At 44.2% G+C, this 17047-nt stretch carries 15 protein-coding genes; 6 read left to right on the top strand and 9 right to left on the bottom strand.

The features are described from left to right. Window positions 1-321 precede the first annotated feature (321 nt). Entirely contained in the window at window positions 322-2700 is a 2379-nt protein-coding gene (locus tag MD535_RS03220; RefSeq protein ID WP_265673487.1) for a DNA polymerase II, read from the top strand. 29 nt (window positions 2701-2729) lie between these two features. Here MD535_RS03220 and MD535_RS03215 read toward each other — a convergent pair whose 3' ends face one another. Further along, window positions 2730-3506 (bottom strand): nucleotidyltransferase domain-containing protein, encoded by a 777-nt coding sequence (locus MD535_RS03215; RefSeq protein ID WP_390902883.1) that lies wholly within the window; start codon window positions 3504-3506, stop codon window positions 2730-2732. 207 nt (window positions 3507-3713) lie between these two features. Between MD535_RS03215 and yeiP the strand changes: the two genes are divergently transcribed. Further along, window positions 3714-4280, top strand: a complete 567-nt coding sequence (gene yeiP, locus MD535_RS03210; protein ID WP_250616785.1) for an elongation factor P-like protein YeiP — start codon at window positions 3714-3716, stop codon at window positions 4278-4280. Window positions 4281-4284: 4 nt separating this feature from the next. Then, window positions 4285-4602 (top strand): HI1450 family dsDNA-mimic protein, encoded by a 318-nt coding sequence (locus MD535_RS03205; RefSeq protein ID WP_265673486.1) that lies wholly within the window; start codon window positions 4285-4287, stop codon window positions 4600-4602. Between the two features lie 130 nt (window positions 4603-4732). Here the strand turns inward: MD535_RS03205 and MD535_RS03200 are convergent, their stop codons facing one another. The 3 genes from MD535_RS03200 to MD535_RS03190 all read right to left on the bottom strand — a co-directional run bounded on the left by MD535_RS03200 (window position 4733) and on the right by MD535_RS03190 (window position 6817). Continuing rightward, the gene (locus tag MD535_RS03200; RefSeq protein ID WP_265673485.1) at window positions 4733-5266 is read right to left on the bottom strand and encodes a phosphatase PAP2 family protein; all 534 of its coding nucleotides are present in this window, start codon (window positions 5264-5266) and stop codon (window positions 4733-4735) included. Window positions 5267-5372: 106 nt separating this feature from the next. Further along, entirely contained in the window at window positions 5373-5759 is a 387-nt protein-coding gene (locus MD535_RS03195; protein WP_265673484.1) for a DUF2750 domain-containing protein, read from the bottom strand. Window positions 5760-5911: 152 nt separating this feature from the next. Further along, window positions 5912-6817, bottom strand: a complete 906-nt coding sequence (locus MD535_RS03190; RefSeq protein ID WP_265673483.1) for a manganese-dependent inorganic pyrophosphatase — start codon at window positions 6815-6817, stop codon at window positions 5912-5914. Between the two features lie 207 nt (window positions 6818-7024). On the opposite strand from MD535_RS03190, the gene MD535_RS03185 reads away from it, so the two are divergent. Beyond that, window positions 7025-8335, top strand: coding sequence for a putative manganese transporter (locus MD535_RS03185; RefSeq protein WP_265673482.1), 1311 nt, complete (start codon window positions 7025-7027; stop codon window positions 8333-8335). A gap of 130 nt (window positions 8336-8465) precedes the next feature. Here the strand turns inward: MD535_RS03185 and MD535_RS03180 are convergent, their stop codons facing one another. The 4 genes from MD535_RS03180 to torE form a co-directional block, all read right to left on the bottom strand. Next, window positions 8466-10220, bottom strand: coding sequence for a glycoside hydrolase family 36 protein (locus MD535_RS03180; protein WP_265673481.1), 1755 nt, complete (start codon window positions 10218-10220; stop codon window positions 8466-8468). Between the two features lie 115 nt (window positions 10221-10335). Further along, on the bottom strand, window positions 10336-12798 hold the full coding sequence (gene torA / locus MD535_RS03175) for a trimethylamine-N-oxide reductase TorA (RefSeq protein WP_265673480.1): 2463 nt from the start codon (window positions 12796-12798) through the stop codon (window positions 10336-10338). A gap of 23 nt (window positions 12799-12821) precedes the next feature. After that, window positions 12822-14003 (bottom strand): pentaheme c-type cytochrome TorC, encoded by a 1182-nt coding sequence (torC, locus tag MD535_RS03170; RefSeq protein WP_265673479.1) that lies wholly within the window; start codon window positions 14001-14003, stop codon window positions 12822-12824. A 43-nt stretch (window positions 14004-14046) separates the two neighbouring features. Then, window positions 14047-14223 carry a trimethylamine N-oxide reductase system protein TorE gene (gene torE, locus MD535_RS03165; RefSeq protein ID WP_250616776.1) on the bottom strand — a complete coding sequence of 59 codons (177 nt, stop codon included), beginning with the start codon at window positions 14221-14223 and terminating at the stop codon, window positions 14047-14049. Between the two features lie 436 nt (window positions 14224-14659). Between torE and MD535_RS03160 the strand changes: the two genes are divergently transcribed. Both MD535_RS03160 and MD535_RS03155 read left to right on the top strand, forming a co-directional pair. Then, a complete protein-coding gene (locus MD535_RS03160) occupies window positions 14660-15457 on the top strand; it encodes an ABC transporter permease (RefSeq protein WP_265673478.1) in 798 nt (265 codons plus the stop codon). A gap of 346 nt (window positions 15458-15803) precedes the next feature. Beyond that, the gene (locus MD535_RS03155) at window positions 15804-15998 is read left to right on the top strand and encodes a hypothetical protein (RefSeq protein WP_265673477.1); all 195 of its coding nucleotides are present in this window, start codon (window positions 15804-15806) and stop codon (window positions 15996-15998) included. A 150-nt stretch (window positions 15999-16148) separates the two neighbouring features. On the opposite strand, the gene focA is transcribed toward MD535_RS03155, so the two are convergent. Next, window positions 16149-16991 (bottom strand): formate transporter FocA, encoded by an 843-nt coding sequence (focA, locus tag MD535_RS03150; protein ID WP_265673476.1) that lies wholly within the window; start codon window positions 16989-16991, stop codon window positions 16149-16151. Between the last annotated feature and the right edge of the window lie 56 nt (window positions 16992-17047).

Below are 17047 nucleotides of genomic sequence, written 5' to 3'. Positions count from 1 at the left end.
AAACTTAAAAATCATTAGGTTACAAAGTATACAACCAAGTACTCGGTCGCTGTAAGCCTTCGTTTTATCACAACAATTTGATCTTTTTCCCTATGAAACTGCCCCCACATGATTATCTAATTAATCGTTAAAATACGATACAAATCACTATTATAAAATCATCATCAACACGGCTAAAATCGAAATTGACACTTAAGTTTAGCTTATGTCGGTAAATTTTCTCTCTTTGCTGAGCTTTGATACACTAAAACAAATTCGCTTTTATCAGCCACTGAGTATTGCGCAATAATTAATCTTATTTGTGGCTATTTAGGATCCCCTTTGGACATTAGTACTGGTTTTCTTCTTACGCGCCAAGCACGAGACACACATACAGGGCCTGTCATTGAATTATGGCTGACGACAGAAGAAGGACCAGCGCAACTACTGATTGATGACCAACAGCCTGTTTTTTTTGTTCCACAAACTAGTCTACACACCGTCACCACTTTAGCGGAGTCACTAAACGTGGCTATCGCTCCTAAAGAGATTGCACTGAAAAGCTTTGCTGACGAAGCACTGACTGCTGTCTACTGCCGCAGTATTAGCGACTCGCGTAAACTCGCAGAGTCCTTAAAAAACACCGACATTCTAGTTCTTGAAAGTGACATTAAATTAGCCGATCGCTTTTTGATGGAACGTTTTATTCAAGGCAGCTTAACATTTACTGGGCAACGACGAATCATCAACCCAGGCCAGCCTAATCAATTTACCCAAGTTAGTAATGCCAAGGTGAAGGCGGGTAAGCATACCCCTAAGCTTAATGTGCTATCCATAGATATAGAGTGCTCGGAAAAAGGTCAGCTTTATTCCATTGGTTTCGATGCTGAAAATGACAGTCGGGTGATCATGGTTGGTCAACCACAAGCGGCTGACACAACCATCCAATGGGTTAACGACGAAAAATCGCTACTCATTGCGCTAAACCAATGGTTTAAGAACTTCAATCCGGACGTCATCATTGGTTGGAGTGTCATCGATTTTGATTTCAAATTACTGCAAAAGCGAGCTGAACTTCATCGAATAGCACTCAACCTTGGACGCAATGAACAACGGATTTATTTCCGTACGTTGCAATCTAGCGGACAAAGCTTCATCAACATACCTGGTCGAGTTGTTCTCGACGGGATAGATACGTTAAAGACGGCAACGTATCACTTTCGCTCCTGGTCTCTAGAAGCCGTCTCTCAAGAACTACTTGGCGAAGGTAAAGCGATACACAATGCTCATGACCGTATGGATGAGATTAACGCCATGTATCATGGCGACAAACCTGCACTCGCAAAATACAACCTGCAAGACTGTGTGCTAGTAAACCGTATTTTTAAGGCGACACATTTACTCGACTTCGCCATTGAGCGAACACGACTAACTGGTGTGGAATTGGATCGTGTGGGCGGCTCTGTTGCAGCATTCACCAATCTATATCTCCCTCGTCTCCACCGCGCTCAATATGCGGCTCCAAACCTTCACCCTGAAAACTGGATTGCCAGCCCTGGTGGGTATGTGATGGACTCGATCCCAGGACTCTACGACTCCGTATTAGTATTAGATTTTAAAAGCCTTTACCCTTCGATTATTCGCTCATTTTTAATTGACCCGATGGGACTTATTGAAGGCTTAAAGCTAGAGATAGGTCGACATAATTCACAGGCGATTGCAGGATTTCGCGGCGGTCAATTTCACAGAACTCAGCATTTTCTTCCAAATTTAATTGAAGAGCTTTGGAAGGCTCGTGACGTGGCAAAAGCTAATCAAGAAAAGGCATTTTCTCAAGCTATAAAAATCATCATGAATTCGTTTTATGGAGTATTAGGTTCATCTGGTTGCCGCTTCTTCGATACTCGCCTTGCATCATCTATCACGATGCGTGGACATGAAATAATGAAAACAACAAAGGTTCTCATAGAACAACAAGGCTATCAGGTTATTTATGGGGATACAGACTCTATATTTGTCTCTCTCAACGGTAGCTATAACAACGACAAGGCTGATGGTATTGGCAATCAACTCGTGACGTACATTAATGAATGGTGGACACAGCACTTGCTTGATGAGTATCAACTAACCTCAATACTTGAGTTAGAGTATGAAACCCATTACGGCAAATTTTTAATGCCAACAATACGCGGCTCAGAGACCGGGTCAAAAAAGCGCTACGCCGGACTTCAGCGCACCTCTGAAGGAGAAAAGCTCATATTTAAAGGATTAGAAAGTGCTCGCACCGATTGGACACCGCTCGCGCAAGAGTTTCAACAAACACTTTATCAAATGATTTTTACCGGGCAAGATCCAGACGATTATATCCGCGCAACTGTAGAATCGACAGCAAATGGCGATAATGACCATAAACTGGTCTATCAAAAGCGTCTCCGAAGAAGGCTGCATGAATACGTAAAAAATATTCCACCGCAGGTAAGAGCGGCACGAATGGCAGACCAAATGAATCAACAATTAGGGCGTCCGTTGCAATACCAGAATAAAGGTCGTATTGAGTACCTCATTACCGTCAACGGCCCCGAACCAAAGGACTATCGCTTGTCAGCCATTGATTACCAACATTACATTGATAAACAATTGAGGCCCGTCGCCGACGCTATTTTGCCTTTTATCGACAAGAATTTTGATGATCTTAGTGCGCCACAAATGGGGCTATTTTAGCGGTCGAGACAAGGTACACTCATATATCGCTAACCGATTCTAAATTCAGTTTTTTTGTACTCGCTGACTAGCCACTGACCAAAGTCGTCCAACAACGCAACCACCGAGCGTTTGGGGATCACTCGTGGTCCCAACAGAATCTCAAGACGTTCTATTACTATTCGCTTTTCTGGATAATGGACAAGAAATTGTTGAGCGCACTGATGCGGCTCATCATACCATCGTTTTGTTTTAGGCATGATCAAACCATAAGCGGCACGAAGTAGCTTTTTAGCCATCTCTCGCTGCGCTTTTAATAGCGCCTTATCCGTGTTCGCGACCGCAATACGGTGCCTAAGGATGGGCACGGATTGTCCTATGTCCATATTCCACTGCTTCGCAATTTCCCAACTTGCGACATAGTCACCAAAGCACTCAGCAAGATCATCACCATGGACGCATACGCAGCATTGCTTCAATAAAAACCCCCAGGTAAATAATGCGTCTAAAGACACGACATCATTGATGACGGTGCTTCGAATCGAAACCGCATCAACAAATGGGAAGTTTTTTTGAAATCGCCAATCAATGGTATTGAAAACTTTTTTTTGGCTCGCCGAAAGCGACGATTGCGTCACGACCACCACATTGAGGTCTGACACACCAGCAATCGCCCTACCCTGAGCAACAGAACCATAAATATAGACACTATGAAGGTCATCCCTAAGCGCACTTTTTAAGCACATAAGTAAGTCCTTTATCGCGGTATGATAAGTGACTTGTGGGATCGGTAAAGAGTTAGGGGTAATCGGCTGCACTGGCGCTATCGTATAAGAAGTAACATGCCCCCATATTACTGACACCTCTGCCTAGATTCAATTCACTTAGCCGATACGTAGGCTATCGTTTTCTCGGCCATCCTTGTCACAGGATAAATTCTTCGCAAAGTTTCCTGTTGCGAACAGTTGTTTCTTGAGCAAATCAACCATTCGGTCGTATAATTGACTGTCTAATTAAAACGAAGGAAAAATTTCATGCCAAAGGCAAGTGAGCTTAAAAAAGGTTTTGCGATTGAGTCAAATGGTAAGACGTTGCTAATCAAAGATATCGAGATTACCACTCCTGGTGGTCGTGGCGGAGCAAAAATCTACAAATTGCGCTGTACTGATTTAGCAACGGGCTCAAAAATCGAAGAACGATATAAGTCTGATGAACTTGTTGATACCGTTGAAATGAGCAAAAGAAACGTGACGTTTTCTTACGTAGATGGCGACGAGTACATCTTCATGGACAATGAAGACTACACTCAATTTACCTTCAAACACAACGAGATCGAAGATGACCTCCTACTCATCAATGAAGAAACTCAAGGTGTGCAAGTTGTCTTGATTAATGGCAACGCTGCAGGTCTAGAACTACCATCATCGGTAGAGTTAGTCATTGAAGAAACGGACCCATCTATCAAAGGTGCATCGGCATCTGCTCGCTCTAAGCCTGCACGTTTTGCTACTGGCCTAACTATTCAAGTGCCAGAGTACATCGCAACAGGTGATCGCGTTGTGATCAATACCGCTGAACGCAAATACATGAACCGAGCTTAATATTATGTCTGAACTGATTTCATACGACGACGTCATCGATGCCGCTTACGACATCTTCCTAGAGATGGCGCCGGATAACCTTGAAGCCGCAGATGTCATCCTGTTTACGGCGCAATTTGAAGACCGAGGCGCTGCCGAGCTCGTTGAGACGGGAGAAGATTGGCCTGAACATGTTGGCTTCGCTGTTGATGAAACCTTTGCCGAAGTACGTATCGGACTCGTAAACGAAGAAGATGACGTCCTAGATGATGTGTTTGCTCGCCTACTCGTTAGCCGAGACCCGGACAATAAGTTCTGCCATATTCTGTGGAAAAGAGACTAATTTTTTCCGCTGAATGTGACAAAAATTGCCTAATAAAAAGCTCAGCAAACGCTGAGCTTTTTTATGTCCCACTCACAGATATAGCGTGACCAAACGTCTCATTACCCAACACTTCACCCCCGCTACGTGACTACCACACATAGGTGACCGACACGCCTGAGCTATGCGGCGTTGCCCAAGGCAGCAGCTGCACCTTTGGATCCAACTTATCGGTAAAGAGCCACCCAGTGAATACGCCAATTGCGGCACCAGCGGCAACATCACGCCAATAATGTTTATTGGCTTGTACCCGTCCAACACCAACGAGCGTCGCAACACCGTAAGCAGGTAAACCGACTTGCCAACCATGACGAATATGTAACGTCGTGGCTGAAGCAAAAGCATTAGCAGTATGATTGGAAGGAAAGCTCTTATTATCGCTGCCATCCGGGCGTGGCGCATCAATAGTATGCTTACCAATTAAGCCAATAGCGGACGCCGAACCAATACTGAGTCCCGCCTGCCAAACACCATCCCAATCTTCTTGATACGCAGGCAAACCCGCGGCAAGTCCAACTAATCCATAAGCACCAATATCGCTAAAGGTATCCCATCCTTGGCTGTTAGAGGCGAGCCCTAACGGACTTATCACTAAGCAAGAAAAAAACAGTAAAAATCTTGGCATAACAAACTTTAATCCATTCACATCAAGGCGATAATTCTACCTGAGCCAGCTATAGTTGCATACCAAGATGGTTGTTTTATCAAGCTTGCATTGATAAGACTATTGATTAACGGACTTTTGACGCCTGTTTCTTCAGTTCAAAATCAAACTCATCAGGGAAGAGCACTACCCCTTCTTCATTTTGATTCGGAAACACAACAACAGCCAGTTCATCGTCTTCAAGACCCATTGTCCAGCGGCTGTGCCATTTGTTCAATGAAATAGATTCCGCCTTACATTCAGACCACTCGCCCGTTGCCCATTGCAGCGCAAACTCTTCATTAGGCCAAACTGGAACACAATCTTCTTCTTCACTATTTAGCATCACACAGCCATGCTCGTCGGTAAGAATCCAGATTTGACGCTCTTGCACCATTGTCTTCACGCTGTACTTTAGACGTTTTTCTTCGTCGTAACGTGCAATTTCTTCGATTTGATTTTGCTCTAATGCCATGATGTTATGCCTTTTGTAGAGAGTCACTGTCGGTACAATGTTATACCTAATAAAAAACCCTAGCATCTAAATTTGTTTATAGGTCAATGACCATCTAACGCAAACGACACTAGGGCTTAGCTAATCGACATATTTGTCAGGTGAGATAGTGATTAAACCAACTCACCTTGAAGCCAAGGCCAACCTTGCTTCTTACGACTTAGCGTATTTTCCATCATCAACATGCCGTCTTTTTCATGCTTCGCAAGCTTCGCAGCCCACTCACCTTTGTAAATCAAACGGGTTTGTGCTGTTGTGATGTCTGTTAGCATCACTGCCGCGAATGCAAGGGCATCTTCGTCACAACGACGAGTCAGATCTTGCTCTAGCGCTTCGATCATGCCGTCTACTTGCTCTAACGTTGCAAGCTCAACTTGGCCAACCACAACGTCACGGCCATTAAATGGGTATGCTTTAAGATCTTTTTCAACCAGCTCTGCTGCTGAAAGACCTTCAATGTTGGTTTTTGCAATCAATAGCTCTTTAATGAACAGCTCTAAGTCTGTAATACCCGCAATTTTTGCCAACTCTTCTACTGCATCTTTGTCTTTTTGCGTACAGGTAGGAGAAGCAAACCCTACCGTATCAGACAAGATTGCAGACATCATTAGGATAGCAAGTGGACGAGTAATCTCAGCTTGCTCCATTTTGAATAGGTTAAACAAAATAGTACAAGTACAACCCACTGGCCAGATCCATGCTTCCAATGGATTCACTGTCATCACGTCACCTAAACGGTGGTGGTCAACAATGCCAAGGATCTCAGCGTCATTAATATCATCTGGTGCTTGAGCCAGATCGGTATAGTCCACTAACCATACTTTTTCGCCCGCAACACTTGTGCGAAGTTCAGGTTGGTCGACACCCGCAGTTTCAAGAATGTGCTGAGTTTCACGATTGATTTCACCTTGACGAATAGGTTTCGCTTCAAGGCCACGTGCTTTTAGTAGTTCTGTCGCTACTAGTGCACCACAAATGCTATCACTATCCGGGTTTTTATGACCGACAACTAGAATCATTATATTTCCTAACTATGTTTGATCTTGTGGGTGTACGCCCCACGACAACTGCTCATAAGGGCGATACTTTACCTGATTTTGTGAATTTGTCATCGCTTGTAAGCGGTTTTAGTGAATTTCTTGACCGATAAAACACCAAAAACAATATTGATAATCATTATCAATATTGCACAATGAGAACGACTCTCATTTACATTAGTGCACTATATGGAACAAACTAGAAGAATTCGTGGCTTATATGGGTTGTCTTTATCACAATTCAAACCTGCGTATAAACGTCTGTTACTACCCATAACTATGGTTGCGCTACTAATCAGTAAACCTACTAGCCTCATTGCGGTTACGGCGCTTTCAGACGCCTATTGGGCGGTATCTTGTTATGTCGTTTTCACACTCGCCGTTTATCATTATATCTCTAGATTGCTCTCTCAAAAAAACGCGCTTGTAGAACTCTACCAACACTCAGCCAGTCACCAAGTCGTATTCTCATCATTATTAGGCGCATTACCTGGCTGTGGCGGCGCTATCATCGTCACCACACAATTTGTGTCGGGTAAAGTTGGCTTTGGCTCCGTGGTTGCTGTTTTGACCGCAACGATGGGAGACGCTGCGTTTTTGATTTTAGCAAGTAAACCAAGCATCGGATTTGGGTTAATTGCAGTCGGTGTCGTGGTAGGGATCGTGACGGGACTTATCGTTAATGCCATTCACAAGCCCGATTTCCTTCGCCCTAAATTAACTGAATTTGTGCAAACGCTTACACCTAAATCAGCCCGCACGTTGAGCGATACGCAAGCGATGCCAATAGAACAATCATCGACTTTTGATACTCAATGTCGTTGTAGCAAGAATGAAGATGCACCCCTCCAAAACCATCCCTTCCAAAGCAGTCCGGTTCAAACAATGGCGATCAACCTTCAAGGATTATTTTGGAAATGGTTAATCATTCCGTCGCTGGCTGTTGCATTTACCATGTCTTTCCAAGTAGATGTGAACGAACTTCTTGGTTTAAAACCACTAACGATCGAATGGCTTGGTGCGATTTTAGCGGTAATCACGATGTCGCTATGGGCATTTACCAAAGAAATCGTGGATTATGAGAGCACTGTCGGTGAAGATAAAAAATGGTCTACCTCACACCCGATGCAAAAAGCGGCTCAAGATACTCACTTTGTTAGCGCTTGGGTGATTGTGGCCTTCTTAGCTTTCGAAATTACACTTCATTTCTCGCACATTGACCTTAGCCACTCGCTTAGCGGTTGGGGTGTCTATATGCCTTTACTAGGTATGCTAGTCGGCCTACTCCCTGGCTGCGGCCCTCAGATCCTCATTACCAGTCTATATCTCACTGGCGCCGTACCCATGTCCACCCAGCTTTCCAATGCAATTTCAAACGATGGCGATGCGCTATTCCCTGCAATAGCAATGGCCCCCAAAGCTGCGTTGGTGGCCACGGTCTATTCTGCATTGCCGGCACTTATCGTGGGCTACAGTTACTACTGGTTATTTGAGAGCTAACGTTATGTGGAGCTTAAATTATAGGAGCTTAAGTTATAGGAGCGTAAAGTTATGTAGGTCTAAAGCCGTTTAAGACTTAGGTTCTCTAATAGATCTATATTCTCCAAAAGATTTAGGCTCTCCAACAGATTTAGTACTCTTCGCTCGAAAAAACCGCGACAACAGCTCGGCTCTCACGAGCATGATTTAGCGTGATAACATGAATATGGCTTGGTTCTTGATTTAACTTCTCTCGGGTCCAAAAATCAAACCAATCACATGGATACTCGGATGCCAATGTATAGTCAGTCCCGTCTTCTGTGTACTGAAATAAGCAGTGAAGACGGCGCTGTTCGGTTAGCTTTAACATCGAGTGATTCATCGTCAATGATTGAAACACCGACGTGTTATTGGTTTGTTTTTGCCGAGTAACTAAGCTCTCGAGCGTTTCTTTTGCAAAGGGCGTCAATTCCGGCAATGGATCACCAGACAACAATACGCCACCTGATGCTAACAGCACATTACGGTGAAACTCATAGCTTGAACGATCGGCACCCTGATTAGGTAAAGACGTCAACGTCACACAATCTGGATCGATCAACCATAAACGTTGATGCTGCCAGCTACGCAAAAACGTTTCTTTCGCTATTTGCTCAAAACGATGCGCATCACGCTCCACATCATCAGAGACACGCATCGCGTCAACTAAACCTAAGGATGGCCACATCGGCGCATTACAGCCTAAAACTAGCGCCTCTCCAGCACCTTCAGTAATAGCTTGCATACCTAATCGATACGCCTCGACACCAGTCACACCTGGACGATAGCGTTGACCTTTTAATGTCCCCCAATAGTTAGCATCAAGCTTAAATAGCTCAATCCCCCACTCTTCTCGCATGGTTTTGACGACGTGAGTAAGGTGCGCTAAGACTTCTGGGTTAGAACAATCTAAGATATACCAAGGCGTGCACCGCCAGCCGCCATATGTCACATCTTCTGCTTTCAATGCCGTATCATCAGAATGCTTGAGAAACCAATCTGGATGTTGCTGGAAAATCTCTGATTCAGCCTGAGCAATAAAAGGAGCGATCCAAATTGCAGGTTTCTTGCCTTTGGAGCGAATGCTCTCAATAAGCGCTTTTACGCCACCTTCAAACTTATCCGATGGTGTTAGCCAGTCGCCCATAAAGGCTTGATAACCGTCGTCAAGTAGCACCCACTCAAGCATCTCTTGTTCTTGTTCCATCACCTGAACATTATCAAGCACATTTTGGCGATCAACATCAGCATAGTATGCGTACCAAGAGCACCAGCCTATTGGGCTTGGCTGAGACACACCGACTTTAGCAGGGTGGTGGCTCGCGATGATGTCTGCAAACTGACTAAACACTGAATCCATAGTATCGCTATGTAATACCACCAGCGACTCTAACTGATTACTTTCCCAAGATTGAGGCGCACTGTCCTCTCCATCAATAAACGCTAAAACATCAATACCTTGAGTTGTAGTATGCAACTCAAAATAACCAGAAAAACGATGGCAGGATGTAAAGCCAAACAGTGTAAATCCAGAAGATTGCTCAATAACTAGGTAGTTATAAAAACGCTTGGGCGCATCTTCATCATAAATCCGGTAGCTTGCACTATTATCCGGACATCGACCGATATCAACGAGTTGATTCACCGTTCCTGATGTCTGGCACAGCATTTGGAAACCATCGCCCAGTAACATGGCATCAGATTCAACTTGGTTCTCAAATCGAGTTAATGCAGTACGAGAAGCTAACGGTTCAAAATTTAAGCTCGTGTATTCAAAATAGAGCTCGCCATTGCACTTAGTAATACTGATGTTAGGGTTGATAGCCAGTGCATCAACCTCTTTTGAGAATGGAATATATTCGGTCATACGTCCTCGACCTAGTTAATAGATTACTTAATTAGTATATTCCGAGACAAAAAAAAACCCATTCAAATGAATGGGTTTTGTGTACTACTTAAAACTCTGTACGGTTAAATTCTCACTAGATGACTTCGATCGGTCCACCGAACGCGGTTACTGGTGGTACTTTACCTGTGAACTTCTCAAAACTCACCAAACAGGTATTCGCTGACGTTGCCTGCGCTAATTCAGATGTTGGAATATCCTGCGTCAATGTATTTGGATCGCCATACGTATCTAACGCGCCAATCTTGTTATCAATTGGACCGTACCATGCGCCTTCTTCGATTCTGACAACGCCTGGGGCGTAGCTATCCGTTAAGACTGCACCTGCAAGTAATTGTCCGCGGTCATTAAAGACTCGAACCAAGTCACCATCTTTGATGCCTTTTGTTTTTGCATCTTTAGGGTTAATGTAAATTGGTTCACGTCCTTGCACCGTATACGTTGCGCGGAACTCTTCCGACTCACACATTTGCGAGTGCAAACGCTTGTCTGGGTGACAAGACTGTAGCCAATATGGATGCGCTTTTGAGCCTGGTCCACCGTGTGAACGCTCAGATTTTTCAAACCACATTGGGTGCTCTTGGCAGTGCTCGTAGCCCATGTTACCAAGCGTACGGCTCGTAATTTCAATAAAACCAGACGGTGTGCCTAAAGCATTAATCTCTGGATCTTCACGGAAATCAGCATGACGAACCCAAGACTTACCTGTACCGAAGTCTAGATAACCTTTCTCCCAGAATTCGTCAAACTCAGGCATCTCAAACTTACCTTTGTTTGCTTCTCTACAGCCATCATAGAGTGATTTAACCCACTCCATTTCCGACATACCGCGAGTGTAGTCTTCATAACGGCCCCAACGACGAGTCAGATTCGCCATGATCTCGAAGTCAGATTTAGACTGGAACATAGGGTCTACAAGCTTATTCATCGCCACTAGGCCACGACCAGAGTACGCACCGTAACCATCGATATCATTACGCTCATACTGCGTACATGCAGGTAGTACGATATCAGACTGACGACATGTGGCCGTCCAAGCGAAATCAATCGCCACAACGGTATGCAAAGACCTAAAGGCTTTGTGCATTCTGTTACGGTCTTGATGATGGTGCCAAGGGTTATTACCACTAAATACCATCATTTTTAGGTTCGGCAACGTCACCGTTGAACCGTTCGATTTAATCTTTTTACCTGGCTCTAGAAGGCTATCTACCCAACGAGCAACCGGAATCACGCGACTATAACCATTAAAGTCTTGATTGGTGTATTTAGGCTTCTGCCCTTGGTCAATGTTCAATGGGAATGAACCCGGGGCCGCAAATCCGGTCGCCGGTACGCCGATACCAGAATAATGGTGGCCGTAGGAAATACCACCACCTGGCAAACCAATTTGACCAATCATTGCCGCAAGTACTGCGCACATCCAGTATGGTTGCTCACCGTGCTCTTGGCGCTGGACACTCCAACCCACCATGATCTGAGTGCGACCATTCACCAACATACGAGCAAATTTACGGATTTCTTCTGGGCTTACCCCGCAGATTTCCGACGCCCATTCCGGCGTTTTCTCAACGTTATCTTTGGTTTTACCCTGAACATAACCAATAAAGTCTTCGAAACCTAAACAGTAAGTGTCGATAAACTTCTTGTCGTAAAGGTTTTCATTGTAAAGAACGTGAGCAACACCCAGCATGAACGGTACATCAGTTTGCGGATTGATGTATCGTTGTTCATTGTCTAAATAGCGAGCGGTTTTATTACGAACTGGATCAACAGAAACAACATTGATCTCCTTGTTCGCAACTTTGTCTTTTAATTGCTCTAGATACGCATAAGACTGGTGGGTTTCACATGTCCAACCTACTTGTAGGTTTTTAACGGGATCATTACCCCATAGAATAATGTTGTCACTATTCTCTAAAATCAAATCCCAAGACGTACCTTGCGCATACACTTCGGTTGAACCAAGTACATACGGTAGAATAGTTTGTCCAGCACCCGTTGAGTAGTCTCCCACTTTCTTAACTGAGTAACCATGAAGCCCCATCGCGCGCTGCATATGGTTGGTGCAACTATGGAACTGACCCGTTTGACGCCAGCCCGTTTGACCGGTGTGCAAAGCCCATGGACCATAGTCTTTCTGAATGGTTTCTAACTCACGATAGAAAAGATCAAGCGCTTCATCCCATGTCACACGAACAAAACGGTTGTTACCGCGTGTCTCGGCTGCGTATTTATGTTTCTTTAACCAGTCTAGACGTACCATTGGGTAACGCACTCGTGACGGGCTATAGATGATACCTTTAATGCCATTTAGCATATCAGTCGGATGCTTATCGACTTCGAATGGCTTAATTTCTTGTACTTTACCACCCCACACTCGGGCGCGAAACGCACCCCAGTGTGAGCCAGATATTTTCCAGGTCCCTTCTGTCTCTGCTGCACTAGCAGACGCCGAAGCTAACAAGCTTGGGCCGATTAGAGATGCCGCACTTGTACCTGCCACACCTTTAAGGAAGCTTCTTCGTGTAATTGCCATTTTTCTACTCCAATTAACGTCTATTAGTGGTGACCTTCAGAAAAGTCTGATGAATGCTTCTGTAGATACTTAAGCACTAGCGCCTCAGTGTCTTTATCGAAGTTCACAAATGCGATCATACCGTCTAGCATACCTACCCAACCGTTAGCACTAAAGTGTGCAACATCAGGCTGTGTATGACATGTTGAGCAGTTGGTTTGATACGCTTCACCTGCCGCGTTCCAAATTGGCGTGTAGTCAGGCAGCATGGATTCTTTTTTCATCCATAGGTTGACTGAAACTTGTTCCCAAGGAAGGCCTGTCAGCTCATCTTCTTTCTTCTCACCAACAATAACATCCGAGCTTTGTGAGACTTCTTTGGTCAAAATAGCGGTTGATATGTTCATACCAAAGTCTTCTTGAATAACACGACCAAAGCCTTTCGCTTTACGCCAGCCATCAATTTTAACTTCAATCATATCGCCTTTATCATCAACGATTGCCACTTCACTTGCCGGACTCAACAAGCCAGCTTCTGTTGCCGCTGTCGCATCGGTATAAAGTGGTAAGTGACGAATGGATACCACGTCGTTCCCTTTAGAGTAAGACGTACTGCTTGCTACTTGCTCTAAGTCGCCAACAATGCCGCTTGCACTGGCCATATCTTTTGGTAAGTGGTGGGCAATACCTTTATGACAATCAACACAACTTTGATCACGTTCTGCTGCTGATGTCATTTGAATACGCGCAGTCGGAGACATTTGCTCAAAGTCCATTGACTCATAAGCGTGACAGTTCTTACATTCTAATGATTTGTTCGCCGAGAAACGATCCCACTCATGGCGAGCAAGTTCGAGACGACGGGCCTCAAATTTCTCTGGCGTATCTAAATCACCAAAAATCTGCGCGAATACTTCCTTGGAAGCTTGCATTTTACGTGCAATTTTATCTGTCCAGTTATGGGGTACGTGACAATCTGGACACGTTGCACGAACACCGGAATCATTTTTCCAGTGAACGGTTTCCTGAAGCTCCACGTAGACGTTTTCACTCATTGTGTGACAACTAATACAGAACTCTTCAGTGTTCGTTGCTTCTAACGCGGTGTTAAAGCCGCCCCAAAAGATGACGCCCGCAATAAAACCACCAGCGGTAAGAACACCTAAACTGATGTGAACTGCGGGTCTGCTGATGGTGCGCCAAAGCTTGATTAAAAAGGATTTCATGACTTACTCTCTCGAAACTCGTAATTGATTGAATGACGGTTTATTAACCGTGAACACCTGGAGGTCCAAATACGAAGATCTGAAGCATCCACACTGTAAAACCGTAACCGCCTACGATCGCCACACTCAAGAGAGGAAAGAAAACTGCGCAGATGAAAAAGAAAGACTTCCATTCCATACCATGTTTTTCTGTGCTCTCAACTTTGTTAACATCACTCATACATTTGCCTATTTTGTATCGTGTTAAAGCTGCGATTTACTCTTATGAATAAATCAATTATTGAAACTATTCTAAGGAAAATGCTAAACCATACTGTATGTGTGGTTCAACCAATTCCGACCTCTCAACCCTTGTTAATCAACACTTTTTTGAGGTCACCCTGACTTGTTATTAATTAAATGCTGATATATAAAAATGTTAATAGATGTGAAGAAATAATACCTGTACAAGTATGTAAACAAGATCGCATTTATGCAACATTTCAGTGAATTATCCGTGCTAGAATCGGACGGAAATTCATCAAATGATAAGCACCATCGTGTCGAAATGTTACATCACCGTTAACAAGAGACAGTAAAAACCGCCAAAAATCAGTGTGTGATTTCCAATATTCCCGTAAAATATGGCCATTACTTCTTCGATGAAAATAGTGATTATGCAGGACGTCATTGATATCACTTGGTGGCAATTACTCGGATTTTCGACAACGTTATCCATTCCCTTTTTGATAAGCCGATATTATAAGCTCGACTTAAACAAAGATGCTTGTATCAGTATTCTTCGAATGACAGTACAGCTCGCTCTCGTGGGCCTGTATCTTGAATATTTGTTCTATTTGGACAACGTTATTGTTAATGTGATTTGGTTAACTGTGATGGTCGTCGTTGGTGGCAGTGCGATTCTAAGCAAAGCCCGATTGCCTAAGAAGTCATTACTCCCCTATACCGTCCTATCACTGTTGATTGGTTTGTTGCCTATCGTCACAGTATTATGTGTAGTGATCATCCAACCAGTCCCTGCTTATAGCGCTCAATACGTTATCCCTCTTGCGGGTATGCTACTTGGCAACAGTCTCAGTGGGAACATTGTCGCATTGCAAAACTTTTATGGGGCATTACAGGATCGCTGGACGGAGTACGAAGCCGCAATTTCGTTAGGCGCCCCCGTCCCATTAGCCACACTACCGTTTGTGCGCCTTGCCCTACAAAAATCACTAGCACCCATTCTCGCAACCATTGCGACAACAGGATTGGTATCACTGCCCGGCATGATGACTGGTCAGATTTTAGGCGGTGCAAGTCCCCTTGTTGCCATTAAGTACCAATTGCTGATCATGCTCGCCATTTTTGTCATGATGAGTGTTTCTATCACCATTAATTTAAACCTCATTGTCCGACGAAGTTTTAGCCCTGCGGGCAAGCCTTATGCCTTACCGCAAAGTGATACTCGCTGAATAATGGTGTTGATCTATCAAAGCGCTTCAAAATATTCCATTTCGTTTACACTGCTTTCGATAGCGAGGAACACGATTCCGCCCTCGAAGTTTGCATTACAATGACGCTTCGCACGGGTAAAAAATATCTCTAAATCATGTTACACACCTACTTTGAACTTGGTTATCCACAGGATATGTGGATAACCAAGTTACTGAGTTATTATCACTTTTCTCAATCAACGAAAAATAACGCGAGCCTGTCACGTTCATCAGTTCGTCATACGCAGTGAGTAATTTGATTAGCACTTCACCAACGTAAACCATCTCACGAAAAATCGATGCCAACAAAGATGAGGGCAAGCATATGGAAAGTGAACTTAATTGGATAACGCATAAAGTCAGCACAGAGCACGATGCTGCTTTGATTCAGGATAGTGGGAAAAACTGGTTGATTTGCACGCCAGAAGCGTTGACCATTTGCCATTCAGCTCCGCCTTGTGAGTTGTCATCAAACACGTTTAACGTAACGTCCCCCGACGTGCCACCACCATGGTTCTAGCCGTCACTGTGATAGTAATCAGGCACCACAAGAAACGGGGGTCGACAGTTTTAAACGAATAAAGCGCCCTGAAGGCGCTTTATTCGTTAGCTGTTAGGGCACGACTAGAATGTGAGCACAACGCCGCACAGAAGACAGGAGGTGCCTGACTTAATCGCGCAAATAAATTAACCAGTACAGCATTCCTACAAAAATACCACCACCGATAATATTACCCAAGGTCACGGGGATGAGGTTATTAGTGATAAATGCCAACAAATTTAAGTCAACAAAGTCTGCGGGCGTCGCACCGATGTTTTGCCAAAATTCAGCCGGAGCAAAAACCTTAATTCCAATCGCCATCGGAACTTGAAACATATTAGCGATACAGTGTTCAAACCCTGCAGATACAAACATAGCAACCGGCAATACCATCACAATGATCTTGTCTGTCAACGTTCTGCCACTAAACGTCATCCACACCGCAACACAAACCAAGACATTACACATAATGCCTAACGCGACGGCCTGCCAAAACCCATGATGCAGTTTATGCTGAGCAATTTGCATGGTATTAAGGCCAACCTGCCCTGCATCAAATAGATATTGCTTAGCGGTAAGCATTATCGCAACTAGAAACAACGCACCTAGCATATTGCCAAAATAGACCACAGCCCAGTTCTTAAATAACGCACCCCAAGTGATCTTACCGCTTGCTCTGGCGACCAGCGTCAATACTGAACTGGTGAACAATTCGCCACCTGTAATGATCACAAGTACTAGGCCAAGACTAAACGCTAATCCACCCAAGAAACGGGTTAAACCCCAAGGTAAATCATCTGCGCCGGTAGTGATGGTGGTATAAAAAATAAAAGCGATACCAATGTGTAAACCTGCCGTGATAGCAAGTAAAAAGGATTTCATTGGATCTTTCGTCGCTTTACCTACACCCGCTTCAGCGGCACGCTCTGCCATTTGTGGTGGCAACAAAGCATCGAACTGGTTCATTTCCATTTTCTCAATACATGTTTAGTAACAATTTGGTGGTGGCGGATAATGCTCCCAATCAA

The organism is Vibrio qingdaonensis (genome assembly GCF_026191675.1).
GTDB classification, from domain to species: domain Bacteria; phylum Pseudomonadota; class Gammaproteobacteria; order Enterobacterales; family Vibrionaceae; genus Vibrio; species Vibrio qingdaonensis.
The sequence above is the reverse complement of the archived record's forward strand: the minus strand, read 5'-3'. Positions and strand labels throughout refer to the sequence as shown.